This window comes from Thiomicrospira microaerophila, assembly GCF_023278225.1.
Lineage (GTDB): Bacteria > Pseudomonadota > Gammaproteobacteria > Thiomicrospirales > Thiomicrospiraceae > Thiomicrospira > Thiomicrospira microaerophila_A.
In genome coordinates, this window is sequence record NZ_CP070959.1 from 1,154,908 (window position 1) to 1,179,907 (window position 25,000).

Below are 25,000 nucleotides of genomic sequence, written 5' to 3' on the forward strand. Positions count from 1 at the left end.
GATTACACCTCATAAGTCGTAGAGCTGATATTTCCGCCAGAACCCACCCAATCAGTATGAAACCATTGGCCGCGTGGTTGATCAACGCGCTCATAGGTATGGGCACCAAAATAATCACGCTGCGCTTGAATTAAATTTGCTGACACTGTTTCACTGCGATAACCATCAAAAAATGCCAATGCTGAACTTAATGCCGGCGTCGGGATCGCATTATGGACAGCAAACACCACTGCTTGACGCCAATTTGCTTCTGTTTGTTTAATCGCTTTTTCAAAAAATGGCGCTTGTAGCAGATTGTCTAAATCCGGTTTTGCATCATAAGCGGCTTTAATTTCAGCTAAAAAACGACTGCGGATAATACAACCGCCGCGCCACATTAACGCAATGCCGCCATAATTAAGTGGCCAGTTGAATTCTTTTGCCGCCTGCGCCATTAGCATATAGCCCTGGGTGTAGGAAATAATCTTTGCGGCATACAGGGCGTCGTGAATCGCCTGCAACATAACATCACGCTCGACCTCAACCGTCGGCAAAACACGTGGATAGGTTTTCGCGGCTTGCTGACGCTGGGTTTTTAACGCCGAGATACAACGAGCATATACAGATTCGGTAATCAAGGTTAAAGGCACGCCCATTTCTAAAGAACTGATCCCGGTCCACTTTCCAGTTCCCTTTTGGCCTGCGGCATCTAAAATCTTATCCACCAACGGCTCGCCGTCTTGATCCTTGAAACGCAGAATATCAGCGGTAATTTCAATTAAATAAGAATCCAATACGCCTTGATTCCATTGCTTAAAGACCTCGTGGCACTCATCTGCCGACATGCCCAAGCCTTCGCGCATCAACTGATAGGCTTCTGCAATTAACTGCATATCACCGTATTCGATACCATTATGAACCATCTTTACGTAATGTCCCGCACCTTCAGGCCCGACCCAATCACAACAAGCCTCGTCTCCTGCTTTAGCAGCAATGGCTTGAAATATGTCTTTCACTAACGGCCAAGCTTCTGGCTTACCCCCTGGCATAATCGACGGGCCAAAACGTGCACCTTCCTCACCACCTGAAACCCCGGTACCAATAAAATATATACCCTTTTCAGCTAAGACTTGCGTTCTGCGAGTCGAATCCGTGTAGAGCGAATTACCACCATCTATAATTACATCCCCCGCATCAAGCAAAGGTACAAGTTGCTCGATAAACTCATCGACCACCTGCCCAGCTTTAACCATGAGCATTACTTTACGTGGCGAAGACAATGAACCTACCAGTTCCTCTAAACTATAGGTCGCCTGAATCGACTTACCTTGAGCAGTACTGGCTAGAAAGTCATCGGTTTTTTGACGAGAACGATTATAAACACTGACCTTATAACCGTGGTCGGCCATGTTTAAAACGAGGTTTTGCCCCATAACTGCGAGGCCAATTAATGCGATATCTGCTTGTGACATGAGTAGTTCCTTGAATTTAAGCGGAAATATTAACTTACCAACATTCTACCGAGCATACGAAAAAAATAAACAACTAATTTGGATATGGAAGATGATTTACCAGATACGGCGCGCTTTAAACAAAAAAGCCCCGGATTTATGATAAATCCGGGGCTTAATTTGTATGGCGTCCCGTAGGGGAGTCGAACCCCTGTCGCCGCCGTGAAAGGGCAGTGTCCTAGGCCTCTAGACGAACGGGACTAATTTTTTACATTATCGAAGCCATTAGGCCTAGGCTTCAATATCACGAATTTGGAGCGGGAAACGAGACTCGAACTCGCGACCCCAACCTTGGCAAGGTTGTGCTCTACCAACTGAGCTATTCCCGCATGGCGTCCCGTAGGGGAGTCGAACCCCTGTCGCCGCCGTGAAAGGGCAGTGTCCTAGGCCTCTAGACGAACGGGACGTAATACTACTTCACAACTTGAGGTTTTGGTGGAGCTAGGCGGGATCGAACCGCCGACCTCTACAATGCCATTGTAGCGCTCTCCCAGCTGAGCTATAGCCCCTCAAGCTGATGGATGCGTATTATAGTGGCTTGAGCGAGATCGTCAAGCAATTTTAATAAAAAATTTAAACTTTTTTAATAACCGTTAAAAGCGAATCGAGACGACCATCAGCAAACAATTGATAACCTAACAAATTTTTGCGCACCACCGCGTATTGATTTTCAAACCACAAGGGCATAATCGGTAATTCAGCTTGTAAATGCGCTTGTAACTGACGATAAAGTGTCGCTTGCTCTTCCAAGTCTTGCGTCTGCCCTGCCAATTTAATCAACTGATCTGCTTGCTGACTCTGATAACGCCCACGATTAGCCCCCTTAGGCGGCATTGCGTCACTGGCAAAAACATATTGAAAAATATCCGGACTTTTGATCCCGACCCAGGCTAAGCTAAACAACTGAAAACGGCCCTGCACTATATCGTTGTAAAAGGTACCCCAATCATAACTCTGTACCTGTAAATCAATACCTAAGGGCTTTAACTGGGCTTGATAAAGTGTCGCTAGACGAATTCGCGTTGGATCACTGGAGGTTTTAAAGCTCAAACGAATAGGCTGATTTCTCTGCGCTAGGGGTCTATCCAACTTCTTCAATAAATCAATTGCCTTATCTGGGTTAGAAGACCAGCCTGTTAAACTTGGATTACCGGCCCAGTGTTCTGGAGGCAATAACCCCCCTGCCAAGCGTGCCTGTCCTTGAAACATGGCATCAATCACCTGCTGGCGATCAATGCCCTGTGCAATTGCTTGGCGTAATGCAGGTTGAGCTAACCAGGGATCTTCTAAGTTAAAGCCAATATAAGCGTAATTCGTCCCCTTTTGCCAACTGACATTAAATTCCGGTTGCCGAGTGCAATAATTTACCAACTCTGGTGACAAATCATTTTGCACACAATCCAACTCGCCTTTTTTAAGCTTTAGCACGCGAACCATTGGGTCTTTAACCACAACAAAATGCAACTCCACCTGATCCGGCCTCAACAATATCAAGCGTTGCTCATTTAAACTGACAAATCGTGCCGCACCAGAACCTATCGGCTTGGCAGCGAAGTTGTGTTGTTGAGCAATCAGGTCAGCCGGCAAAATGCCGAGTGTCAGTCGCCCAACAAATAAAGCATCTTCTTTCGACAAGAAAAAATCGACTTGATTAGTATTGATGACTTCAATTTTTTCTATATGGTTAAGTGTGCCACGATGAGGCGAACCAAACTCAGTGTCTAAAACCGATTGATAGGTCGCCGCCACATCCTCGGCAACCAAGGGTTTGCCGTGATGGAAAATCGGGGTTTTTTGCAGGGTAAAACGATAGTGTTTAGCCGACAATTGTTGCCAGTCAGCTAAATCAGCAATCGGCTCAGAAGCTTCGTTAAAGTCGATAAGCTGATGATATATTAAACGATTAACACGACTGGATAGGGCGTCTGTCGCGCGGCGTGGGTCAAGCATCCTCGGTCTAGAGGTAACCCCGACCAAAATAGCTTGTGAATAGTCAACAGATTGACAGCCAGATAACAAAGCGGGTAGAACAACCCCGCCTGCTCCGAGTTTAAAAAACGAACGTCTTGTAAAAGGCTGCACCATACTTGTGTTAACGTATATTTATTTTGAAGCCGTCAGCAATAGATCCAACTCGCGCAAATCATCGACACTCAAGCGCCCGAGGGTACTTTGCAATTGCAATTGCGTAAGCAATAGATTATGCAAAGCTGCCGCCAGATTACTTTGCGCATCAAATAAATTGGCGCGCGCCGTTACTACATCAATCATATTACGCAAGCCGACTCGGTAACCTTCTTCTGCCGCTTCTAAAAATGCCTCACCCGACTTTACCGCCTCACGCAAAGCACCGACCAGTGCGTAACCTCGCTCCATATTTCTAACCTGAACACGAATGTTTAAACGCGCCTGCTCTTGTGCGTCACGTAAAGCTTCCAAAGACGCCTGGTTTTTGAAACGGGCTTCGTCAACTTGAGAATGAATTCGTCCGCCTGTGTATAGCGGTACCGAAGCCATCAAGCTTAATGAAGTGTTATTGCCATCATTACAGCCAAACTGATCACCACTACAATGAGTGTAGCTATGGGCAGCACGTAAGTTAACATTAACCCATTGGGCAGATTTTTTAGCCTCGATTTCTTCATTCGCGATACGTTGCTGTTGTTTTGCAAGACGTACTAAAAGATTTTCTGTTTTAGCCTGACTTTCTAACAAAGCCCTGTTTAAAGCCGGTTCTTTTATCGACACATCCAGCATTAATTGCCTTACATGGCTCAGAGATTGCCCCGTTAACCTTGAAAGGCTCTCATAAGCAATGTCTAAGTCGTTTTCTGCACTAATGAGGTTTGACAAGGTAATATCATAAGCAGAGCGTGCTTGCAGCACATCAGTACGACTGGCCAGCCCCACTTCTGCTGAAGCCTGAGCGCGCTCCCATAAAATTTTATCGGCTTCCATTTTAGACTTGGCTAAAGTCAATTTTTGCTCAGCAAGCAATACATCAAAATAGGCTGAAGAAACTCGCATCATCAAGTCTTGTTGCGCCAGTTGAAAGTTAATCTCGGCGCTTTCAACCATCAGTTGTGCTTGATCATAACGACTAAAGGCCTCACGATTAAAAACGGCTTGATTAACTTCCGCTTCCAATACTTGTCGAGAGGAGGACTCTCTTAAATCAGGATGAGAATAAACGGCTGAAGCGTTCACCGTAGGTAACAGTAAAGACCTTGCCTGGGTAATCACTTCACGATCGGCATCAAAGCTGGCACGCGCCTGAGCCAATTTCGCATCATGCAGAACGGACATTTGATAAACGTCTACCAGGCCTGGTGCTTTTGCTTGCGCAACGAAGCTGGCGAATGAGATGCTAGCAGCGATCGCAACTGAAACCAGCGAAGTTGAACGCATTACGTTCAAATAACAAATTGAATTAATTTTTTTCATCGTCAGACCAATCCTTAAAGGGATATTTGCTTAAACTAATATTGTAATACTTTACGTCATCTGTAACTTCTCTGCCAACCCAGTCCTCAAGGGTCAGTGTTTGATCCTCAGTTTCCAGCTCAACTTCTGCAATAACCAAACCCTCGTTATCACCAAAAAACTCATCAATTTCCCAAGTAACATCTTCTAACTCAACAAGATAACGTACTTTCTCAATAATAGGTCCAACTGCAAGTTTTTTAAGCATATTTTGGGCTTCATCGACTGGGATTGGGTATTCATATTCATCACGACTTAATCCAATCTCTAAACTCTTGATATTGATATTAGCTTGCTCGCCCTCAATCCGAATGCGCACCGAACTCTTGCTTGAATTTTCCTCAATCTGGTTAAGATAGCCTTGAATAAAAAGGGTCTTTTTAGATACCTGTTGACGCCATAGATCATTTTTTAACAAAAATTTTCGTTCAATTTCTCGTGCCATTATTTAAAGTGTCTCTTAGCTGTTTAACCAGGCCTGGTGATAGGCTTGCCAATGGGGTTGATTAGGATTATTAAGGGTAATGGATAATTCATCGCAGTGGGCTTGATATTGTAGAGGGGTCAACCAACCACGCATAAGCTGAAAACGCAGGTAAACCAGATAAGTATTGATGACGTCCAACTCGCAATAATCTCGAATTCCTTTAATGTCTCCGGCCAAGTACTGATCCAGCACCCCTGCTCCGCTCAGTCCCATCTTACCCGGAAGGCCGAGTAGCAATGCAATTTCATCAAGCTTCGCGACTGCGCGCGGCTGGTATCCGGCCATCACATCCATCAGGTCAATATGCGCAAACTGATAACGGCTGATATAGTTATTCCATTTACGATCACGATTAAAATCGCCCATATCCCAATAGGTTCGAGCGCTTATCCCATGTAATAAAGCGCGATAATGCAAAACAGGTAAATCAAACCCACCGCCATTCCAAGTTACCAAGGTAGGCTCAAAACGCTCAATCCCTTCAAAAAATCGCTCGATTAAATTTTTCTCATCCGATTCTACATCCCCAATCGACCAAATTTTTAACATTTTATCGGTTTTTAATACCGCAGAAATCGCCACGATCTTATGTAAAAAATGCTTTTGAAAATCGCCCCCCGTTTCAATGCGTCGCTTAAGTTGTATGGCCTTAAGCAGTTCCTCGTCAGGCAAGGATTCAAAACCAAAAACTCGGCGCGCCGCTTCGATATCCGGGACGGTTTCAATATCAAAAATCAAAGCTGGCTGCATACTCAACCCACCGGAAACACATTAGTTGATAAATAACGATCACCTCGATCACAAATAATCGAAACAATAAGTGCATTATCAACCTCGGCGGCTAATTGCAAAGCCGCCGCCGTAGCGCCACCGGAAGAAATGCCGGCAAAAATGCCCTCCTCAACCGCTAATCGACGCGTTATGGTTTCGGCGGTTACTTGATCAACGTCAATAATTCTATCCACCCGCTTAGGGTCATAAATTTCAGGCAAGTACTCAATAGGCCAACGACGAATACCTGGGATAGACGCCCCTTCTGAAGGTTGAACCCCGACGATTTGAATCGCAGGATTTTGCTGCTTTAAAAACATAGACGTGCCCATAATCGTACCCGTGGTTCCCATCGAACTGACAAAATGTGTCAGTTTACCTTCGGTATCACGCCAAATCTCAGGGCCGGTAGTTTGAAAATGAGCCAAAGGATTATCAGGGTTTGCAAACTGGTTCAAAACCACACCCTCACCTGCAGCTTGCATCGCCAGTGCTTTATCTCTGGCACCTTCCATCCCCTCAGCCTGAGTCACCAGAATAAGCTTGGCACCATAAGCCGCCATAGAAGCACGACGCTCAATACTCATATTATCCGGCATTAATAAAATCATCTTATACCCCAGCATCGCAGCAGCCATCGCCAACGCAATCCCGGTATTACCACTCGTCGCTTCGATCAGGGTATCACCGGGCTTGATTTCGCCACGCTTCTGCGCCTGCAAAATCATATTCAATGCGGGTCTATCTTTGACCGAACCCGCCGGATTATTACCTTCAAGTTTAACAAGCACAACAGAACCTGTTTCAACATTAACCAAGCGTTGTAACTGAACTAAGGGCGTATTGCCAACGGTATCCATAAGGGTTTTAAACATGCGTGTTCTTCTCTTTTGACTATACAAAATCTAATTTAGTCATTATAGAGGATAAAACCCAACGGATTAAACCAGCTTGTTAGAATTTAACCAAATAACCAGGCCTGCTAATAGCTTTTATGGTCTAGAAAATGCAGTTTAAATAAAATCTGTGAAATAGCTAAGCATGGGTCTTATACGCTAAAATTTGGTAAAAATTCGCTTTGCGGTTACCATGTGCCTTTTTTAAACCTAATAAAAGGAAAATCCCATGGCAAAACGCGCAACCGCTCGTCATCTACTCGTTGACACTGAAGCCGAATGTTTAGAACTTAAACAACAAATTGAAAATGGAGCCGATTTCGCAGAAATCGCTAAAAAACACTCATCTTGCCCATCCTCAGCGCAAGGCGGTGAGCTTGGAGAATTTGGTCCAGGAATGATGGTACCGGAATTTGACAAGGTTGTATTCAGTGCGCCTGTAAATACCGTTCAAGGGCCTGTGCAAACCCAATTTGGTTATCACCTGCTTGAAGTGACCTCGCGCACCGAATAACCTATTTTTTACGAAAATATGTACGCCTGCCCCCTCTGTCAACAACCTCTGGTACGCCAATCACAGCAATGGGTTTGTCAGCAGCTTCACAGTTTTGACATTGCCAAAGAAGGCTATGTTAATCTGCTACCGGTGCAAAACAAACGCTCTTCAAACCCGGGTGATAATGCGGAAATGATGCAGGCAAGGCGAGATTTTCTCAACCAGGGGTTTTATTACCCCTTGGTTGAGAAACTCGCTCAAATTTTACAGCCGTTACTTCCAACAAATGCACTCTTGCTTGATCTTGGATGTGGTGAAGGTTACTACACTGAAGCCCTAAACAAAATATTGAGCCAAACAACCAATGCTAACCCTCATTTTTGGGGCCTTGACATATCAAAAACCGCAATACGTTATGCGGCAAAACGTGATAACTCAATTCAATTTAGTGTAGCCAGTGCCTACAAACTTCCCTTTTTTGAAAATATGTTTGATCTGGTGACCCGAATTTATGCTCCCTCAGAAATGAATGAGTTGCTTCGAGTTATTAAACCCGGCGGATATCTGCTCACTGTTCAACCTGGTGCTAAACACCTATTTGAACTAAAACAGGCTATCTATAAAACACCCCGCCTACATGACGAACAAACGGCTCCGCTAGATGGCTTTAAAAGCCTGGCGCAACAAGCCTTAAGCTATCCGATGCAATTTCAATCGGATCGTGATCTGCTAAACCTAATAAACATGACCCCCTTCGGTTGGAAACTAAACAACGAACAAAAACCCCAACTAAGTCAAACTATTGAATTAGTTCAAGCTGATTTTTTAATTCACCTTCATCAAAAATTACCACAATAGTTTCATCAATAACCAGGCCTGGTTATTAGAGAAACAATAAAAAATCTGTTAGCATAAGCGCATATTTATTAAGATGAATCTATTTCATGACTAGCGCATACCAGCTTGCACAAAAAATATTTCCAAAGCGTGATCCAGACCAACTGCCAGAAAGTCTTATCCAGGCCTGCAGACTTGCTTTAGAAGCAGATGCATTGCCTAATCGTCGAATTATTTCAAGTATTGAAGCGATCAATGCACTTCTTCCTCTTAATCTTGATGATAACACCTTAATCGCAACCCTGATTAGCGACCTCAACCTAGAACCCTTCTATCCGGTAGAAAAACTCGAAGCGAGTTTTGGCAGTAATATCGCAAAATTAGTTGAAGGTATTAGACGTCTTAATAACTTTAAAGAATTTGACCCCACCACCCATTCCGACCAGGTTCAAACTGAACGGCTTCGCCAAATGTTGCTCGCAATGACCTCTGATATTCGTATTATGGTGGTTAAGCTCGGTTACCGTGTAGCTAGGTTACGCCATTTAAAGTACGAAGACGAAACGACCCGCCGCCAAATTGCCGAAGAAACACAACTCATTTTTGCGCCTCTTGCCAACCGACTCGGCATGGCACAGCTCAAATGGGAGCTTGAAGACCTGTCATTTCGTTTTCTAGAACCTGAAACCTATAAATCGATTGCACACCAACTAGCTGATAAACGAACAGAACGTGAAAGCTATATTCGCTCTTTTACTGCGCAGCTCCAATCTATCTTAATCGATGAAGGCATCTATGCTGAAGTAAGCGGACGTCCAAAACACATTTACAGCATTTGGAAAAAAATGTCGAAGAAAAAGCTTACGATGGATGAGCTCTACGACCTTCGTGCAGTGCGGGTATATGTTAAACAAGTTAGCGAATGTTATCGCGTACTAAGCTTAGTCCATAGCCAATGGAACTTTATCCGTTCAGAGTACGACGATTATGTCACCACCCCTAAAGAAAATGGCTATCAATCTATACATACCGTCGTGATCGGTCCACAAGGGAAAACGGTTGAAATACAAATTCGCACCTACGAGATGCATGATCATGCAGAGCACGGTATTGCCGCACATTGGAAATACAAAGAAGGTGGAAAAGGCTATGACGCCAACCTCGAAGCCAGCATTAGCAATATGCGCCAACTACTTGAAAACAGAACCGATTCTGAAGTTTTTAATGAAATTAGTACCGAGCTTCAAAGTAAAAACATCTATGTTCTAACACCAAAAAATCAAATTATTACACTCCCGCAAGGAGCGACCGCACTCGACTTTGCCTATGCCATTCATTCGGATCTAGGCCATAGTTGCCGTGGCGCCAAACTAAATGGGCGCATCATCTCACTAACCAAGGCACTTGATACCGGCGACCGCATTGAAATCCTCGCTATCAAAAATGGCGAACCGAATCGTAACTGGCTAAACCCAAACCTTGGTTATCTTAAAACCAGCCGCGCTCGCACTCGCATTAAACATTGGTTTAACAAAAGGGATCGTCACCTAAACATTGAATCTGGCGAGCAGCTATATCAAAGAGAAATAAAACGGCTGCATGTTCAAGACTTGAAAGCCAAAGACGTAGCCAAATACTTTTTTTATGACCAAGAAAAAGACTTTTTTGAAGCACTGGGCAAAGGACAGCTCAATGAACGCCAGCTCATAAGCGCATTACAAAAAATAATTCAACCTAAAAGAACCAAGCCCACCCTTAAAGCGCCCGCGCCTGAACTCACCATTCAACTGGCAGAAGATCAAGCTTATGTTGTTGGAGCTCCACTACTTAAAACCCATCTTGCGCCCTGCTGCTGCCCTAAACCCGATGACCAAATCATCGGCTTTGTTACTCGTGGCCGCGGGGTGACCGTTCATACCTCAGATTGTGCTAATATTCTCAATCTCAGCAACCCGGATAGACAAAGACTGATCGAAGTTAAATGGGGCAAAACTAACGAACCAGTTACAGAACTCTACCTAATGACCATGCACATTCTTGCATTCGATCGCAAAGGGTTATTGCGCGATATTATGAGCAAACTGACTGATTTAGATGTAAACTTAGTTCGATCAAATACCGTTACGCAACGCCAGGATAGAACCGTAGAAATGGAACTGGACTTGGAGGTTTCGTCTCAAACAGATTTGAGTGCGCTTCTAGACCAAATTGAGGCCTTACCCAATGTAGAAGAGGTAAGCCTAGAACAAGCTAAGGATGATTCATGAGGTCGGTTAAACTCAGCATTTTGCGCGGTATTCGCGCAATTAAATACAGTCAATGGTTAAATAAAAAGTTTCCTGGGCTGAAGAATAAAGATCTTTGGCGAGGTGACCGCAATACCTTTGCAAAAGCTGGCTTTGTCGGAGCATTTTGCGCATTTATCCCTGTACCTTTACAAATGCCGCTTGCCGCAATTATTGCCTACTATGCAAAGGCCAATATTCCGTTTTCTGTGGCACTGGCTTGGATCACCAATCCGGTAACCATGTGGCCTATATGGACGTTTGGCTACCTAGTTGGCGCCAAAATACTCGACATGCCAACGCTGCGCAATATTGAAGTGACTGAAGGATTAGGGGTTTTAGGCTGGATGACAGAAGTGTTCCCACAAATATGGTTACCCCTATGGTTTGGCAATATATTCATGGGCACCTTAGTAGGAGTTGGCTTATATATCATAATCCGCTTTATCCCGATACCTCACTTCAACAAAAACAACATCAAAAAAACAGCCGATTAACAACAGACTATCCTATCCGAACCTTAAGGATTAAGGTGCGGATAGAGTCAAACGTTAAGATTTTGCAACTTGTAACGTATTTTGCAACAAGGTAGCGATCGTCATAGGTCCAACACCACCGGGTACAGGCGTAATCCAACTGGCACGTTCCTTAGCTTGATCAAATTCGACATCACCACACAAACGACCATCATCCAGTCGATTAATCCCAACATCAATTACAACCGCACCCGGCTTAATCCATTCGCCCTTAACCATATTAGGAATTCCGACCCCTACTACAACTAAATCTGCTTCAGCGACCTTCTGGGGCAAGTCTTTGGTTGCACTGTGACAGACGGTGACCGTTGCCCGCACATTCAACAACTCCAATGCCATAGGAATACCCACAATATTAGAAGCTCCGACAACCACCGCATTTAAACCACGTAATGCCACACCGGTTTTAGACAACATAGTCATCACGCCATGAGGGGTACAAGGTGCCAGGTTCGTCATACGTGTTGCTAAACGACCGACATTATAAGGGTGAAATCCATCCACATCCTTTAAAGGACTAATACGCTCTATAACCGTCTCAGCATTAATATGATCCGGCAAAGGAAGCTGAACAAGAATGCCATGCACGTCATCACGCTGGTTCAATTCATCAATTAAAGACAACAATTCATCCTGAGGCGTCGTCGCAGGTAAATCATAAGCAAAATCATTAAACCCAACTTCTTTGCAAGCATTTTTCTTGTTACGCACATAAACCTGTGACGCGGGGTTCTCCCCAACCAAAATAACCGCCAGGCCTGGTCTTGTCTTACCTTGAGCGATAATCTCAGCGACTTCCTGCTTGATTTGAGTGCGTAATTCGGCAGCGATCGCCTTGCCATCTAAAATTTTTGCTGACATAACTTCATCCATTTAATTCTTAAAAATCAACCCTGTTTATGATACCCGATTTACTCTAAAAAATTTATTATAAAAATACTGTTAAACCTTGTTGACAGACCCTGAATAGGCCTATACAATACGCGCATCTTGAAACGTACGACACAAATCAGTCACGTAGCAAGTGCCATCGGAGTGTAGCGCAGCCTGGCTAGCGCACCTGTTTTGGGTACAGGTGGTCGGGGGTTCGAATCCCTCCACTCCGACCAAATTCAACTTAGCGTTTTAAACGTTAAGTCGTTCAAAGGTTCGAATGAGCGCCCATAGCTCAACTGGATAGAGCATCGCCCTTCTAAGGCGAGGGTTGCAGGTTCGAGTCCTGCTGGGCGTACCATTTAAACGCCGCAAATTATGGTGACCGTAGCTCAGTTGGTAGAGCCCAGGATTGTGATTCCTGTTGTCGCGGGTTCGATCCCCGTCGGCCACCCCATTTTCTTCAAATTCAAACACTTACATTCAGTAAAAGCCGTCAATCTACAAATATCTCAATTCATTTCAAACTATTTCTTTCTGATTCGTCTCTACTATTACATAAAAAAATAAATGTTCTGGTCAAGCTTTTTTGGACACATCTTTTTTACAATTTTCATAGTCAATGGGCGATAAACCACCATTAGAACTATGAAGCCTAATTAAGTTGTAGTAGCGCATGTAACTCGCTACATCCTGTTTCATGCTTTCAGCGCTGGCGCGATGCACTTTAAATAGCCAATCATGCTTGAGACTACCAAAAAAACGTTCTACGACCGCATTATCCCAACAGGCACCCACATCACCCATCAACGCACGCATTTTCTGTTTAGCTAACAATCTCGCAAAACGCTTGCTGGTGTATTGTGAACCTCGGTCGCTGTGAAAAATCACGCCTTTAGGGTGTCCACGTAGCCAATAGGCTTGCTGTAACGATTTCATGACCAACTCCACCGTCATGCGCTCACTGAGCGCCCAGCCAATAATACGGCGTGAGTAAAGATCCATCACAATACTCAAGTACAACCAACCTTGAGGGGTCTTTAAGTAGGTGATGTCACCCGCCCAAACTTGATTAATCCTAGTGGGATTAAAGTCCATCTTAATCAGGTTTTCTGCCACACGATGTGTAAGGTTTCGTTTTGTTGTAACCTTGTAGGCCCGTCGCTGCGTCACAACCAAGCCTGGTGTTTTCATTAGTCGACGCGTTTTTTCACGACTGAATTGGAAAACCGTTTTTTTGTAGGGCTTTAGCGAGCTCACGTGAGCCAAGACTTTGCCGACTGTCTTTAAATAACCGCTTGGCCATGCCTTGTAGCTCGAGTTCTTCGGGCGTAATACCTTTCTTAGGCTGTTTTTTCCAAGCATAGTAACCTGAACGGCTTAGCTTGAGCATCTTGCTGACAGACTTAACTGCTAAGCCCTCCTGAACCAGTTTTTCCATGAGTTTAAAACCTACAGGATGTCTTGTGCCAGAAGGGCCGAAGCTTTTTTTAAGATTTCTTTTTCGACCTTTAAACGCTTGTTTTCAGCACGTAGCTTTTTAAGTTCAGCTCGCTCATCTGGATCGAGCACAATCCCTTTGGCTTGCGATTCTAGCTTGTCTTTCCACTTGTAAAGCAAATTGGTTCTAACCCCTAAGGATTGAGCAGCTTCAGCTACACTATATCCTTGCTCAGTCACTAAAGCGACGGCTTCTTTTTTAAACTCATCGCTGTAGGTTTTATAAGTTCTCTTTTCAGTCATGATCACTCCTAGCTCGACAATATCTATTGTCTCTTATAAAAGTGTCCATTGCTATTAGACCAGATCAAACAAGATAGGTTTAAATTTTTGGACAGTCGTTACACACTCCTAACATGGATTGAAAAAACTCAATCTCAGTTTAAAAGCGAGAAGGCATTTTGTCGGGAATCAAAAACTTGTGAAAAAATGAAAAGGCCGTTTTAACAACGTTTATCTAGACTAAGCAGGCCCACTCAAACCGCGCGATATTCTTCTGCGCACGGTCAAAATGAATACCGATCAGGTAAATCGGTTTTTGCGCGTTTTGGTATTTGTCGGCATAACCTTTGTCTTTGATTTGTTGCATGGCGTTGGTGCTGGGTTTATCCGGGTGATCGACTTTGAACTCCAAAATGTAAATCGCGTGGTCCATCACAATGGTTAGGTCAATTCGGCCTTGGCTGGTCACGTCTTCGCCAATGATATTCAACCCCAAGCTTTGCAAATACACATAAACCACACTGGCGTAAAAACCTTCGTAGTTTTTGATGTCGTTATGGGTGTAGTTGCTGTAGGGAATACCGGCAAACATGCTGGTCAGGGCTTGCTTGAACCCATCCATATCCGCTTCCAATAGACTTTTGTAGATCTGGGTTTTGGTGGGGATGGGGCGTTTATCTTTAATCAACAAATCAATAATCGTGTCGTTGAGCGATTGCTTGACTTCTTTGTTGGGGATTTTTAGGGTGTATTCCAGCGTGTCAAACAAGGTGGTTTGCACGGTGTCAATGGTGAGATAACCGCTTTGATACAGAATCACTTCTAAATCCAGGTTATCAATATCAAAACTGTTCAGCAGTTTTTCATCGACGCGTAAGTTGGTCAGGTTCGGTAAGAAGTAGTTTTGCTTTTTAATCAGTTCGATTAAAAAGGTCGGTGTGCCGCTTTCAAACCAGTAGTTTCTGAAGGTGTGTTCATTGGCAATAAACTTGAGGATGTCAAACGGGTTGTACATCTGGCTGCCGAGAAAGTTATAGCCGTTGTACCATTCCTTGACCTTATCCATATCGACACCTTCAAGATAAGGGGCAAACGTAGTTTCTACATCCTGCTGGCTGTAGCCACAAATGTCGCCAAATTTGCGCTGTAACGAGATGTCGGTGATATTGTTTAAGCCACTAAAGATCGAGGTTTTGGTGAATTTGCTGACGCCGGTGAGAAACGCAAAGCGTAAAAACTCGTCACTGCCTTTAATCACGCTGTAGAAGTTGACCAGACCGTCGCGGATTTGTTGGGCGACTTGGGTGTTGGTGATATTTGGACTGTCAACCCTTTTTCGTACACAAAGACGCCCATTTTTTATCTAGTTCCTTCATCGCCCTGATCCACTGATTTTCATACTCTACCGGCGAGTAATTGTCATTGGTACTGTGCATTCTTTGGTGGTTGTACCAGCCAATATAATCAGACACGTCATATAATGCCTGCTTGCCTGTGGCGTAGGTGGTGCGATACACGCGCTCCTTTTTCAAACTGGCAAAAAAGCTTTCTACTACCGCGTTATCCCAACAATTACCCCGTCTGCTCATGCTGGGTTTAATCCCCCAGTGCTTGAGCACGTTGCGATAAGCCTTGGCTACAAACTGGCTGCCTTGGTCGGTGTGGATAATCAGCCCGCGTGTGGGTTTTCGGCTCCACAAGGCTCTCAATAACGCTCTTTTGACCAGTTGGGCCTCCATTCGGCTATCCATCGCCCAGCCGACCACACGGCGTGAATACAGGTCAATAAACACCGCGAGGTATTGCCAGCCTTCAAGCGTTCGAATGTAGCTGATGTCCGCGACCCATTTTTGATTTGGACCTTTGACATTAAATTGACGCTTGAGCGCATTGGCCGCAATCCGGTCATCGTCAATCGCCGCTACATTGCGATTGCAATAACGCTGGCGCGTGATGACTTTTAACCCCAAAGCTTTCATCCGTTCGATTATACGTCGGCGACTAACCTCCAGCTTATGCTCACGTTTGAGGGCGGTCTTAATCCGCCGTGCGCCAATCGTTTGGCTATAGCGTTCAACCATTTCAGTAATATGCTGATCTAGTTGAGTCTGCTCGCTGTCCTGCTCTGTTTGTCTTTGTTTACGTTGCGCCTGAGTTCGTATGTAACTGGTGTAGCTGCTTCGCTTAACCCCTATCAGCCTACAGAGACGACATGCACTGGAATCGGCTTTATGTGCATCAATCCAGGCGTACTTTGCTATTTGTGTACCGCAAAGTACGCCGCCGCTTTTTTTAATAGTTCAACGTCCTCCAAGGCCGTTTTTAATTCGCGTTTAAGCCGGCGATTTTCAGCTTCTAGATCAACCGCTTTTTCAACGGTTGGCTGAACTGAATCTTTATTTTGATTAGCGCGACGGTGTTTATCAACCCAGCCATACAGGGTGTTTTCTTTGATGTCGAGATCGCGTGCTATTTGAGCAATCGGCTTTGACCCTTCAAGTGCCATTTCGATGGCTTGCTGTTTGAGTTGATCATCATAGCGTTTTTGTTGTTTCATCATCGTTTTCCATTCGTTGTATTTAAGTCACATTTTAACGTGTCTTTGTGTACGAAGGATTGTAGCCAGTCCAATTGTCGAGAATCGGTTTGTCGTATTCATCGACCAGTATCACCACTTTTTGATTGTACTTGGCGTGAGCTTTGCGGATCAGTTCGCTAAAGCAACGTCGATCTCGCGCGTCAAATTGACAGGTAATGCCAAGTCGCTGCTGATTTTGGAGAAAAATTTCTTCAAATTTATCTTCAAGGTCTTTTACAGACTTAAGCTTGCCCTCAGCAAATGAAATTTGTATCACTGGATAAGATACCGACCAATCCCATCGGTCTTCAATCGCCAGGCCTGCAAACAAGTCTTTATTGCCTTCAAAAATATTGCGCAGGGTATCCAAAAACAACGATTTACCGAATCGACGCGGGCGGCTTAAAAACACATACTTGTAGCTTTGCAATAATTCATACGCCAACCCCGTCTTGTCGATATAGACGTAATCCTCTTCACGGATTTCGCTAAAGGTTTGAATACCAATTGGCAGTTTTTTCAGGGTCATGGGTGTTCTCGAATTAAGGCTATTGGTTAAGTATAGCAAAATTACACATTACGCGCGTTAGAGGCTTCAAGGCCATTGCCATGTTGAGCAATTTATTTGACGCTGAAAACAGTCACGCCACTGCATGGACAAAGGCGTCAGTTCTTCGCTTGGAGGTGATGCCATCCAAGCGTTCAGTTCTTGGCTTAATCCCTCCCGTAAGCTGATAATTCTCTGGGCACTGATGCTCAAGTTTTTCACGGAAGCCTGCATCCGCACACTGGCTTGCTGGCGATCCAGACCAAAAGTATCAACAAATTGCATCCACTCGCGCAGACTGGGGAACAAACGCCCATGCGCAGTGTATAGACCGCCTCAAACCGAATAAGCCGTTTCCAAGCGATTTGTACAGCGTCCAGATCCCCCTCTTGCAACACAGTATCAAAAAGACTTCTGAGCAACCGTACCTCAAAGTTATCGACTAGGACACCATGCACGGCATCGGTAACAACACATCGTTTTGTTCGTATTGGCGTTGCTTCGCCATACGGATTTTTTGCGTCAGGTAAGTTCTGGCGGAAAAGCTCAAGCCCTGCTCCAACCTAAGTTCTAATTGATAAGCTTGCCGTGCCCGTTTGGGAAAAGTGGAGAACGCAGCGGCGTGTTCGCTATCATGCATCGGCCAACAAGCCGAAAACGGATAGGCGGCATAAGCCGCGTCGCGCATATCCTCTGGCATGCCATGGTAATGCCAAACAGGCGGACCGGGGTACATAATACGCTCCAGCACCATCCGATGAGCGGTTTCGCTGGCGACCCGATTGATCACACTGTTGCTGGCTAAAGCAAGAGAAGGTAACACACCAAGAACAAGGCAATAAACTGTTTCACGACGGACTCCTTGGCGTGCTGATCTAATCGGCTGTAATAACCAGCCTAAGCAAACAGCCGTTTCGCCATACCTTGCCCTTTATGAGCACGTGCGTACTGACGGTGTTGATTGAGGTCGGTCGGGTTGCCAATCGCCGCACCAAAACTTTTAAGCAGCTTGCCTTGGCAAAAGGTGTCAACGAGGCTTTCATTAAGGTTAAGCTGTTGCATGATTTTTGGGGTAGTGTATTGGGAAAAGCAGTTTCAAAGATAGTCGGGCTTTAATAATCACCTTCACAGCGACCATCCAGTCAACTACCATCTTGCTCAACCAAAAGACCACGACTATCTTAACAGTACCCCCGTTGTTGGTCAGAACTGCAGTAAACTAGCGAATGGAGTTCAAAAATGATCGGCATGCGCCAATCGGATTTACCGGCAAATATCCACATTGAATGGCTGCCTCTTGCACACTAGACCATGTGTAGCAGTGAGCAGAACCTGAACAAGTTGCCCCGCCTAGGTTTGAATAAGACCGCACTTCATCCATATCAAATTATTTTTAGAATCAAAAACACAGATGATGACGATACGTGGAAAAGTAGGTTAAAAATACAGATCTAACCCATCATAGATTTCGCTACGTTACGAATTCTTGGAAAAACCAGACCATTAAACCGCATCACAAAACGCCTTAACCAACTCCGACTTAATAACTGCTTTTGCTCCGCCATATAATCTAACGCCTCAAGCGCGCTACAAAAACGATTAGTTTTAGGATTAAGATAAATCGGGTATAAAACCAATGCGGCTGCAACCAACGCTTCTAAAGTCAAACAACGCCCTCGCCTTTCACAGCAATGCAGATCATTTGTCAAACCCCAACCTGCGTAAAAAGGTAAGCCATAACAAAACACCACCTTACCACGCAACAACGCATCAAAACCGGCCAAAGATGTCATGGTATGCACCTCATCGACCTGCGCAATTACAGCTCCGATACCAGCATACTTAATCACCTGATCCGCGAATACTAAAACCTGATCATCAGGCAAATCACCATGCCGATTTTTCGACAATACGTCCGGGTGCGGCTTAAAAATAATATACGCATCCGGGCAAGCCTCGCGCACCTTTTCGAGCAAACTTAAGTTATTCAAGCCAAAGGCACCAAATTTCACCGACATGTCATCGTCCACCTGTCCCGGTACCAAAATAACCCGCTGCCCTACCGCCGCACGTATTCCTAAATCTATCTGATCACTTAAATGGTTATACTTAGTCAAATTCGCAGACTGAATCTTATCAATCAAAACAGCCGCCTGCTCAAGCAGTTCCTCGCTGAACTCCGTGGTCTTTAAAATATGCTCTAAATCACTCGGCCCCGTCGGATCAAAATAAATCCCGCGTGAATCCATCACCAACGAAATCGGCTTAGACAAGGCAGAACCCAATCCTAAAGAACGAATAAACCCATCTTCAACAAACTTAACCGCAATCTGATTCGCCTGCGCCCAAGCTAAAAGCGCCGGATCAATTTTTTTACCCCAAAAATACAGCGTATCTCCAGGGTTAACACCTAAAGATCGCGCCTCATCCACGGAATTAACTGTCTTTAAACTAGAACAAAGACTGGGCTGCTTAAAAAAATGCGCCAGTTTGAACCGCCGAACCCCTGAAAACTTATAAAAATAACAATTCACAATAAACTTCTTTTTTGTCTTATCAACATATAACTTTTCCGGATTGCTTAAAAAATCAAAAATCGCGTCCACCCAGGTCTGGTGATTCATTGCGACCAAACGTCCATGTAACAGCTAAAACCTATCCACAACCTGCCCCCCCCCAAAAATGCATTGGGTGTCAGAGGAATTAGAGGTTTAGTGCTTTGACGAGCCCTCTTGATTAAGACGACGGACAAACTCATCCACAGACAGCTTATATTTATCAGCTACTTTTTTGATTGGCAGATTAAAATCGCGTATCATTTGAATGGCCTGTTCAAGCATGCCTCCTTGCCGACCTTCTTGTCTTGCTTCCACAAACCAGTTTTCAACGTTTTCGGCTAACATCGTCGGATCCTCCAAATCTTGTAAACGTTTGGACTGTCAACCCTTTTTCGTACACAAAGACGCCCATTTTTTATCTAGTTCCTTCATCGCCCTGATCCACTGATTTTCATACTCTACCGGCGAGTAATTGTCATTGGTACTGTGCATTCTTTGGTGGTTGTACCAGCCAATATAATCAGACACGTCATATAATGCCTGCTTGCCTGTGGCGTAGGTGGTGCGATACACGCGCTCCTTTTTCAAACTGGCAAAAAAGCTTTCTACTACCGCGTTATCCCAACAATTACCCCGTCTGCTCATGCTGGGTTTAATCCCCCAGTGCTTGAGCACGTTGCGATAAGCCTTGGCTACAAACTGGCTGCCTTGGTCGGTGTGGATAATCAGCCCGCGTGTGGGTTTTCGGCTCCACAAGGCTCTCAATAACGCTCTTTTGACCAGTTGGGCCTCCATTCGGCTATCCATCGCCCAGCCGACCACACGGCGTGAATACAGGTCAATAAACACCGCGAGGTATTGCCAGCCTTCAAGCGTTCGAATGTAGCTGATGTCCGCGACCCATTTTTGATTTGGACCTTTGACATTAAATTGACGCTTGAGCGCATTGGCCGCAATCCGGTCATCGTCAATCGCCGCTACATTGCGATTGCAATAACGCTGGCGCGTGATGACTTTTAACCCCAAAGCTTTCATCCGTTCGATTATACGTCGGCGACTAACCTCCAGCTTATGCTCACGTTTGAGGGCGGTCTTAATCCGCCGTGCGCCAATCGTTTGGCTATAGCGTTCAACCATTTCAGTAATATGCTGATCTAGTTGAGTCTGCTCGCTGTCCTGCTCTGTTTGTCTTTGTTTACGTTGCGCCTGAGTTCGTATGTAACTGGTGTAGCTGCTTCGCTTAACCCCTATCAGCCTACAGAGACGACATGCACTGGAATCGGCTTTATGTGCATCAATCCAGGCGTACTTTGCTATTTGTGTACCGCAAAGTACGCCGCCGCTTTTTTTAATAGTTCAACGTCCTCCAAGGCCGTTTTTAATTCGCGTTTAAGCCGGCGATTTTCAGCTTCTAGATCAACCGCTTTTTCAACGGTTGGCTGAACTGAATCTTTATTTTGATTAGCGCGACGGTGTTTATCAACCCAGCCATACAGGGTGTTTTCTTTGATGTCGAGATCGCGTGCTATTTGAGCAATCGGCTTTGACCCTTCAAGTGCCATTTCGATGGCTTGCTGTTTGAGTTGATCATCATAGCGTTTTTGTTGTTTCATCATCGTTTTCCATTCGTTGTATTTAAGTCACATTTTAACGTGTCTTTGTGTACGAAGGATTGTAGCCAGTCCAAACGTCAGAAACTTGCCCCAACTGACCCATTAGAAGCCGCCCATCCAACACCGCAACTCTCGACAGGCGAAACACACTTGCTACCTTTAACCCCGTATCACCGAACTCAAGATCATCAGATGTTAGCTTCCAATCCAACTCCGGGACGAACTGATGTAACTGCGATGAAACCATGCAAACTAACCAATCATCATGAGTGGAATCGAGTTTTTAAGCAACAACACCGGGCGCCGTTTACTTTGTGATAAATCGGTATAAGGAAATGGCATTAACGCGATTTGACCCTCCCTCTTCATCGCCAATGTTCCTTTAAATCGGCATCACTATACAAATCAGGCTCATCACCCAGGCCTGACATCGCTTGCTCAACACTCATTGACTTAAAATCGTCATCTCCCCAGCCTGAAAATTGGCTCACAGAAGATACATAACGTGCCTCAAGAAACGAAACAAAGTCAAATACCTCTTGACGTTGCTCAAGAGGCAAACGTTCGATTTTCGCCGCTAAGTCAGAAAATTGTATCGCCACCTGCATGATTAAACCCTCCAACGCATTGCTAAGAATTCCATTCTAGACCGAATCATTCAAAATTCAAATACCGTCATCGCGAGGCCGTCAGGCCGTGGCGATCCATCTCAAAAACAAGCATCTAAAGGCTTCGCCGGTACACCGACAACAGTCAAACCATCCGAAACATCCTTCACCACCGCAGCGCCCGCGCCAACCACCACATGTGCACCAATCTTCACACATTGCTTTACTGATGCGCCAATCCCAACCCAAGAACAGGTCCCAACGGACACCGCACCCGCTAAATGCGCACCCGGGCTAATATGCAAGCCCTCAGCTAACACACAATCATGATCAATCGTCGCACTCGTATTAATAATGCAGGCCTGCTGAACCAATGCAAACGGATTAACCACCGCACCCGCCATCACCACACAACCCGCTTCTACTTTTGCATAACGACTGACCACCGCCGATGGATGAATCAAAACAGGAAAAGTCGCGCCTTTTTCCGCCAACATCTGTTGTTTATCCAAGCGAATCCGATTATTACCAATCGCCACAAAACAACCATCAAAACGCTGCAAATCCGCCAATAAGTCTTGCGTATTCCCCATAACCGACCAGTGCGCTAAATGTGAAACACGCGGAAAGGCATCATCAAAGAACACCACATCCCAACCATTCAACTCAGCAATATCCGCCACCACCTTACCGTGACCACTCGCGCCTAAGATCGCTAAACGCTTCACTGCTTTGACCCTTCAAATTTAGGCATCGTCGCCTCGCCCTGTGCCGAAATCCCATCACGCACAAACACTTTTTTTAGCGTTAAAAAAATAATCTTAATATCCAGCCACAGCGATTGATTATCGACATACCACACATCATATTCAAACTTTTGTTCCCAACTGATCGCATTGCGGCCATTCACCTGCGCCCAGCCGGTAATACCAGGCCTGGTTTCATGACGACGGGCTTGTTCGGCAGAATACAAGGGCAAATACTCCATTAACAACGGACGCGGCCCCACCAAACTCATATCGCCTTTAAACACACTCCACAACCCCGGCAGCTCATCCAAGCTGGTGGAACGCAAAAACCGCCCAAACTTCGTCAACCGTACCGCATCGGGCAACAAATTACCCTCCTCATCGCGCTCATCGGTCATGCTACGAAACTTCATCATCGTAAACGGCGTACCCGCCAGGCCTGGTCGCACCTGCCTAAACAACACCGGCGCACCCAACTTAACCCGCACCAACAACGCCACCACAACCAATAACGGCAACAACAAAGGCAGGCTTAATAAAATCAAAGACACATCAAAAAAGCGTTTCATGTCCGATTCTCCGCAGCTTTTTTCACATCCTGCAACTCCAATTCAAAATCATCCGAACTTGGCAATAAGCGTTTTAAGTGTTCGGGTAAAGCATTCCCCAGAACATACTCTGAAACCCCCATGGGTTTATGAATGTCACTCAAAGCATAGTCCACAACCAACCGATCTTTGGATTTGCAAAGCAATATGCCAATCGTAGGGGCATCGGTGTCGCCGCGAAGTTGCTCATCAACGGCTTTGATATAAAAATTTAGCTTACCGGCATATTCGGGCTCAAACTCACCCATCTTGAGTTCAACAACAACATAACAATGCAATTTTGTATGATAAAACAACAAGTCCAAATAAAAATCTCGTTCGCCTACCGTAACCAATACCTGTTTGCCAATGTAGGCAAATCCAGAACCCAGTTCGAGCAAAAATTGGGTAACATGCTCAATCAGGCTCTTTTCCAAATCTCGTTCGTCAACAACGTTTGTTTCATCGATAAAATCGAAAACACAAGGATCTTTAAGCAACTGATTTGCCAAGTCAGACTGACGCATCATTTGCGAAACAGCCTGTTTCGCAAATTCACAATCGCCCTCCCAAAACAAATACCATTGGCGTATCAATTCGAGATTGCGCTTCGAAAAGCCTTTCATACTCGGAAAAGCATGCATCAAATCACGACTTAACTGCGCCAAAAGTTTATCGCCCCACTGACTAGACTTTTGCATTTCAACAATATTGCCACCCAAATGCCGGTAGGCCGCATCTACGACTAAATTTTCACTCACACCTAAATACCTTTAAACTTCACCATCGTAAACGGCGTACCCGCCAGGCCTGGTCGAACCTGCCTAAACAACACCGGCGCACCCAACTTAACCCGCACCAACAAAGCCACTACCACCAATAACGGCAACAACAGCGGCAGGCTCAATAAAATCAATGACACATCAAAAAAGCGTTTCATAAAACTCCAACTCCATTAAGCTATCGCCACAGTGGGTGATGCTTCCAGTCCACAGGCATTCCCATTGAGGTACGGTAAAAGCTTGTTTCACACACTGGCTCTAGTAATTGATTCATTTGCATAGCCCACTCATCACCACCTTTAACATTACGTAAAAGGTAACGCATCATCAACAAAATATAAAAAATACGATCATTTCTTGGCGTTATTGGCGGCAACCATAAATTTTCTTTCACTTTATCAGGTCTTATGGCTAACTCTCGATTCCATAAACGACTATGATGTGCGCAAACATTTCGAACATACGTCAGCTTATGAAGCCAATCCCCCAAACGCTTATGATGCAGGTTAAAGATAGACGAAACCGCTGCCTTATCTTGCTTGCCGATTTTTTTGTCATTCTGTAAACCCGCATAAAAGAAAGACAAAGCCCCAAAACTCATGACCTCCGTCAACATCCAAAAGTGCGTACCCTCAACAAACTGATGACTTCGTTGCCCCAAACTATCTTGCACACGAAACGGAAACCAGTAGCTACTTAAACGATAATAATTAATCGATGATAGATAAGAGAGGGCGGTAGAATCGTCATTAAAAGCCATACCGGGCTGTTTAAGCAAAGCCAATTGCTGATTAAATGTCAGTGGCGTTTTGCGATAAGGTTTAAGCATCTAGCACCTTTTTAGAGGCAATAAAAAACCGCCAAGGTTGCGCTTCTTCGATAGGCGTGGCGGTTATGTTGACCCGATTATAACAATTTGCTACAAAAAAGCAATGATCAGCCATCTTAAATAGACCGCTCGCCAGGCCTGGTCGAACCTGCCAAAACAACACCGGCGCACCCAACTTAACCCGCACCAACAACGCCACCACAACCAACAACGGCAACAACAGCGGCAGGCTTAATAAAATCAAAAACACATCAAATACACGTTTCATAAAAC

General features: G+C 44.9%; 30 protein-coding genes, 7 tRNA genes and 1 pseudogene. 7 read left to right on the plus strand and 31 right to left on the minus strand.

Annotated features, from left to right (window positions below):
* Nucleotides 1-2 precede the first annotated feature (2 nt).
* From gnd to cysM, 10 genes are all read right to left on the minus strand, one after another.
* On the minus strand, nucleotides 3-1,451 hold the full coding sequence (gene gnd / locus JX580_RS05535) for a decarboxylating NADP(+)-dependent phosphogluconate dehydrogenase (protein WP_248851800.1): 1,449 nt from the start codon (nucleotides 1,449-1,451) through the stop codon (nucleotides 3-5).
* 164 nt (nucleotides 1,452-1,615) lie between these two features.
* Nucleotides 1,616-1,691, minus strand: a tRNA-Glu gene (locus JX580_RS05540).
* Nucleotides 1,692-1,743: 52 nt separating this feature from the next.
* Nucleotides 1,744-1,819 (minus strand) — tRNA-Gly (locus tag JX580_RS05545).
* A gap of 1 nt (nucleotide 1,820) precedes the next feature.
* A tRNA-Glu gene (locus JX580_RS05550) sits at nucleotides 1,821-1,896 on the minus strand.
* 27 nt (nucleotides 1,897-1,923) lie between these two features.
* A tRNA-Ala gene (locus JX580_RS05555) sits at nucleotides 1,924-1,999 on the minus strand.
* A gap of 64 nt (nucleotides 2,000-2,063) precedes the next feature.
* Nucleotides 2,064-3,575: an ABC transporter substrate-binding protein gene (locus JX580_RS05560; protein WP_248851801.1), complete on the minus strand. Its 1,512-nt coding sequence runs from the start codon at nucleotides 3,573-3,575 to the stop codon at nucleotides 2,064-2,066.
* A gap of 18 nt (nucleotides 3,576-3,593) precedes the next feature.
* Complete coding sequence (locus tag JX580_RS05565) at nucleotides 3,594-4,934, minus strand: TolC family outer membrane protein (protein ID WP_248851802.1); 1,341 nt, start codon at nucleotides 4,932-4,934, stop codon at nucleotides 3,594-3,596.
* Nucleotides 4,921-5,418 carry a CYTH domain-containing protein gene (locus tag JX580_RS05570; RefSeq protein ID WP_248851803.1) on the minus strand — a complete coding sequence of 166 codons (498 nt, stop codon included), beginning with the start codon at nucleotides 5,416-5,418 and terminating at the stop codon, nucleotides 4,921-4,923. Before JX580_RS05570 ends, JX580_RS05565 begins: the two co-directional genes overlap by 14 nt.
* A 15-nt stretch (nucleotides 5,419-5,433) precedes the next feature.
* Complete coding sequence (locus tag JX580_RS05575; RefSeq protein ID WP_248851804.1) at nucleotides 5,434-6,210, minus strand: 3'-5' exonuclease; 777 nt, start codon at nucleotides 6,208-6,210, stop codon at nucleotides 5,434-5,436.
* A gap of 2 nt (nucleotides 6,211-6,212) precedes the next feature.
* Entirely contained in the window at nucleotides 6,213-7,106 is an 894-nt protein-coding gene (gene cysM, locus JX580_RS05580) for a cysteine synthase CysM (protein WP_248851805.1), read from the minus strand.
* Between the two features lie 250 nt (nucleotides 7,107-7,356).
* Between cysM and JX580_RS05585 the strand changes: the two genes are divergently transcribed.
* The 4 genes from JX580_RS05585 (at nucleotide 7,357) to JX580_RS05600 (ending at nucleotide 11,242) form a co-directional block, all read left to right on the plus strand.
* Nucleotides 7,357-7,641: a peptidylprolyl isomerase gene (locus JX580_RS05585; protein ID WP_248851806.1), complete on the plus strand. Its 285-nt coding sequence runs from the start codon at nucleotides 7,357-7,359 to the stop codon at nucleotides 7,639-7,641.
* An 18-nt stretch (nucleotides 7,642-7,659) separates the two neighbouring features.
* Nucleotides 7,660-8,481: a 23S rRNA (guanine(745)-N(1))-methyltransferase gene (gene rlmA, locus JX580_RS05590; RefSeq protein WP_248851807.1), complete on the plus strand. Its 822-nt coding sequence runs from the start codon at nucleotides 7,660-7,662 to the stop codon at nucleotides 8,479-8,481.
* An 86-nt stretch (nucleotides 8,482-8,567) separates the two neighbouring features.
* Nucleotides 8,568-10,727 carry a RelA/SpoT family protein gene (locus JX580_RS05595; protein ID WP_248851808.1) on the plus strand — a complete coding sequence of 720 codons (2,160 nt, stop codon included), beginning with the start codon at nucleotides 8,568-8,570 and terminating at the stop codon, nucleotides 10,725-10,727.
* Nucleotides 10,724-11,242, plus strand: coding sequence for a DUF2062 domain-containing protein (locus tag JX580_RS05600; protein ID WP_248851809.1), 519 nt, complete (start codon nucleotides 10,724-10,726; stop codon nucleotides 11,240-11,242). Before JX580_RS05595 ends, JX580_RS05600 begins: the two co-directional genes overlap by 4 nt.
* Before the next feature lie 54 nt (nucleotides 11,243-11,296).
* Here JX580_RS05600 and folD read toward each other — a convergent pair whose 3' ends face one another.
* Complete coding sequence (folD, locus tag JX580_RS05605; protein ID WP_248851810.1) at nucleotides 11,297-12,142, minus strand: bifunctional methylenetetrahydrofolate dehydrogenase/methenyltetrahydrofolate cyclohydrolase FolD; 846 nt, start codon at nucleotides 12,140-12,142, stop codon at nucleotides 11,297-11,299.
* 170 nt (nucleotides 12,143-12,312) lie between these two features.
* On the opposite strand from folD, the gene JX580_RS05610 reads away from it, so the two are divergent.
* From JX580_RS05610 to JX580_RS05620, 3 genes are all read left to right on the plus strand, one after another.
* Nucleotides 12,313-12,390 (plus strand) — tRNA-Pro (locus JX580_RS05610).
* A gap of 48 nt (nucleotides 12,391-12,438) precedes the next feature.
* Nucleotides 12,439-12,515 (plus strand) — tRNA-Arg (locus tag JX580_RS05615).
* Nucleotides 12,516-12,535: 20 nt separating this feature from the next.
* Nucleotides 12,536-12,611, plus strand: a tRNA-His gene (locus JX580_RS05620).
* 122 nt (nucleotides 12,612-12,733) lie between these two features.
* Here the strand turns inward: JX580_RS05620 and JX580_RS05625 are convergent.
* The 20 genes and pseudogenes from JX580_RS05625 to JX580_RS05720 all read right to left on the minus strand — a co-directional run bounded on the left by JX580_RS05625 (nucleotide 12,734) and on the right by JX580_RS05720 (nucleotide 24,995).
* Nucleotides 12,734-13,897: pseudogene (locus JX580_RS05625) on the minus strand (IS3 family transposase).
* 214 nt (nucleotides 13,898-14,111) lie between these two features.
* A complete protein-coding gene (locus tag JX580_RS05630) occupies nucleotides 14,112-15,239 on the minus strand; it encodes an AAA family ATPase (RefSeq protein WP_349251698.1) in 1,128 nt (375 codons plus the stop codon).
* Nucleotides 15,202-16,173: an IS3 family transposase gene (locus JX580_RS05635; protein ID WP_349251699.1), complete on the minus strand. Its 972-nt coding sequence runs from the start codon at nucleotides 16,171-16,173 to the stop codon at nucleotides 15,202-15,204. Before JX580_RS05635 ends, JX580_RS05630 begins: the two co-directional genes overlap by 38 nt.
* Nucleotides 16,134-16,436, minus strand: coding sequence for a transposase (locus JX580_RS05640; protein WP_248850925.1), 303 nt, complete (start codon nucleotides 16,434-16,436; stop codon nucleotides 16,134-16,136). Before JX580_RS05640 ends, JX580_RS05635 begins: the two co-directional genes overlap by 40 nt.
* Before the next feature lie 31 nt (nucleotides 16,437-16,467).
* Nucleotides 16,468-16,983: an AAA family ATPase gene (locus tag JX580_RS05645; protein ID WP_248851812.1), complete on the minus strand. Its 516-nt coding sequence runs from the start codon at nucleotides 16,981-16,983 to the stop codon at nucleotides 16,468-16,470.
* 66 nt (nucleotides 16,984-17,049) lie between these two features.
* Nucleotides 17,050-17,286, minus strand: a complete 237-nt coding sequence (locus JX580_RS05650; RefSeq protein WP_248851813.1) for a hypothetical protein — start codon at nucleotides 17,284-17,286, stop codon at nucleotides 17,050-17,052.
* Between the two features lie 157 nt (nucleotides 17,287-17,443).
* Nucleotides 17,444-17,824 (minus strand): hypothetical protein, encoded by a 381-nt coding sequence (locus JX580_RS05655; RefSeq protein WP_248851814.1) that lies wholly within the window; start codon nucleotides 17,822-17,824, stop codon nucleotides 17,444-17,446.
* 74 nt (nucleotides 17,825-17,898) lie between these two features.
* Entirely contained in the window at nucleotides 17,899-18,063 is a 165-nt protein-coding gene (locus JX580_RS05660) for a hypothetical protein (RefSeq protein WP_248851815.1), read from the minus strand.
* Between the two features lie 389 nt (nucleotides 18,064-18,452).
* Nucleotides 18,453-19,433, minus strand: coding sequence for a capsule biosynthesis protein (locus JX580_RS05665; protein ID WP_248851816.1), 981 nt, complete (start codon nucleotides 19,431-19,433; stop codon nucleotides 18,453-18,455).
* Nucleotides 19,434-19,712: 279 nt separating this feature from the next.
* Nucleotides 19,713-19,904, minus strand: coding sequence for a hypothetical protein (locus tag JX580_RS05670; protein WP_248851817.1), 192 nt, complete (start codon nucleotides 19,902-19,904; stop codon nucleotides 19,713-19,715).
* Between the two features lie 36 nt (nucleotides 19,905-19,940).
* Nucleotides 19,941-20,912, minus strand: a complete 972-nt coding sequence (locus tag JX580_RS05675) for an IS3 family transposase (protein WP_349251699.1) — start codon at nucleotides 20,910-20,912, stop codon at nucleotides 19,941-19,943.
* Complete coding sequence (locus JX580_RS05680) at nucleotides 20,873-21,175, minus strand: transposase (protein ID WP_248850925.1); 303 nt, start codon at nucleotides 21,173-21,175, stop codon at nucleotides 20,873-20,875. The genes JX580_RS05675 and JX580_RS05680 overlap by 40 nt, the downstream gene beginning before the upstream one ends.
* Nucleotides 21,176-21,206: 31 nt before the next feature.
* Nucleotides 21,207-21,419 carry a hypothetical protein gene (locus JX580_RS05685; protein ID WP_248851818.1) on the minus strand — a complete coding sequence of 71 codons (213 nt, stop codon included), beginning with the start codon at nucleotides 21,417-21,419 and terminating at the stop codon, nucleotides 21,207-21,209.
* 118 nt (nucleotides 21,420-21,537) lie between these two features.
* The gene (locus tag JX580_RS05690; RefSeq protein ID WP_248851819.1) at nucleotides 21,538-21,780 is read right to left on the minus strand and encodes a DUF2281 domain-containing protein; all 243 of its coding nucleotides are present in this window, start codon (nucleotides 21,778-21,780) and stop codon (nucleotides 21,538-21,540) included.
* A 101-nt stretch (nucleotides 21,781-21,881) separates the two neighbouring features.
* Nucleotides 21,882-22,508 carry an acetyltransferase gene (locus JX580_RS05695; RefSeq protein WP_248851820.1) on the minus strand — a complete coding sequence of 209 codons (627 nt, stop codon included), beginning with the start codon at nucleotides 22,506-22,508 and terminating at the stop codon, nucleotides 21,882-21,884.
* Nucleotides 22,505-23,098 (minus strand): sugar transferase, encoded by a 594-nt coding sequence (locus JX580_RS05700; protein ID WP_248851821.1) that lies wholly within the window; start codon nucleotides 23,096-23,098, stop codon nucleotides 22,505-22,507. The genes JX580_RS05695 and JX580_RS05700 overlap by 4 nt, the downstream gene beginning before the upstream one ends.
* Nucleotides 23,095-23,877 carry a PDDEXK nuclease domain-containing protein gene (locus tag JX580_RS05705; protein WP_248851822.1) on the minus strand — a complete coding sequence of 261 codons (783 nt, stop codon included), beginning with the start codon at nucleotides 23,875-23,877 and terminating at the stop codon, nucleotides 23,095-23,097. Before JX580_RS05705 ends, JX580_RS05700 begins: the two co-directional genes overlap by 4 nt.
* Before the next feature lie 2 nt (nucleotides 23,878-23,879).
* Nucleotides 23,880-24,056 carry a sugar transferase gene (locus JX580_RS05710; RefSeq protein WP_248851823.1) on the minus strand — a complete coding sequence of 59 codons (177 nt, stop codon included), beginning with the start codon at nucleotides 24,054-24,056 and terminating at the stop codon, nucleotides 23,880-23,882.
* Nucleotides 24,057-24,076: 20 nt separating this feature from the next.
* Entirely contained in the window at nucleotides 24,077-24,727 is a 651-nt protein-coding gene (locus JX580_RS05715) for an Abi family protein (RefSeq protein WP_248851824.1), read from the minus strand.
* Entirely contained in the window at nucleotides 24,720-24,995 is a 276-nt protein-coding gene (locus tag JX580_RS05720; RefSeq protein ID WP_248851825.1) for a sugar transferase, read from the minus strand. The genes JX580_RS05715 and JX580_RS05720 overlap by 8 nt, the downstream gene beginning before the upstream one ends.
* Nucleotides 24,996-25,000: the final 5 nt, after the last annotated feature.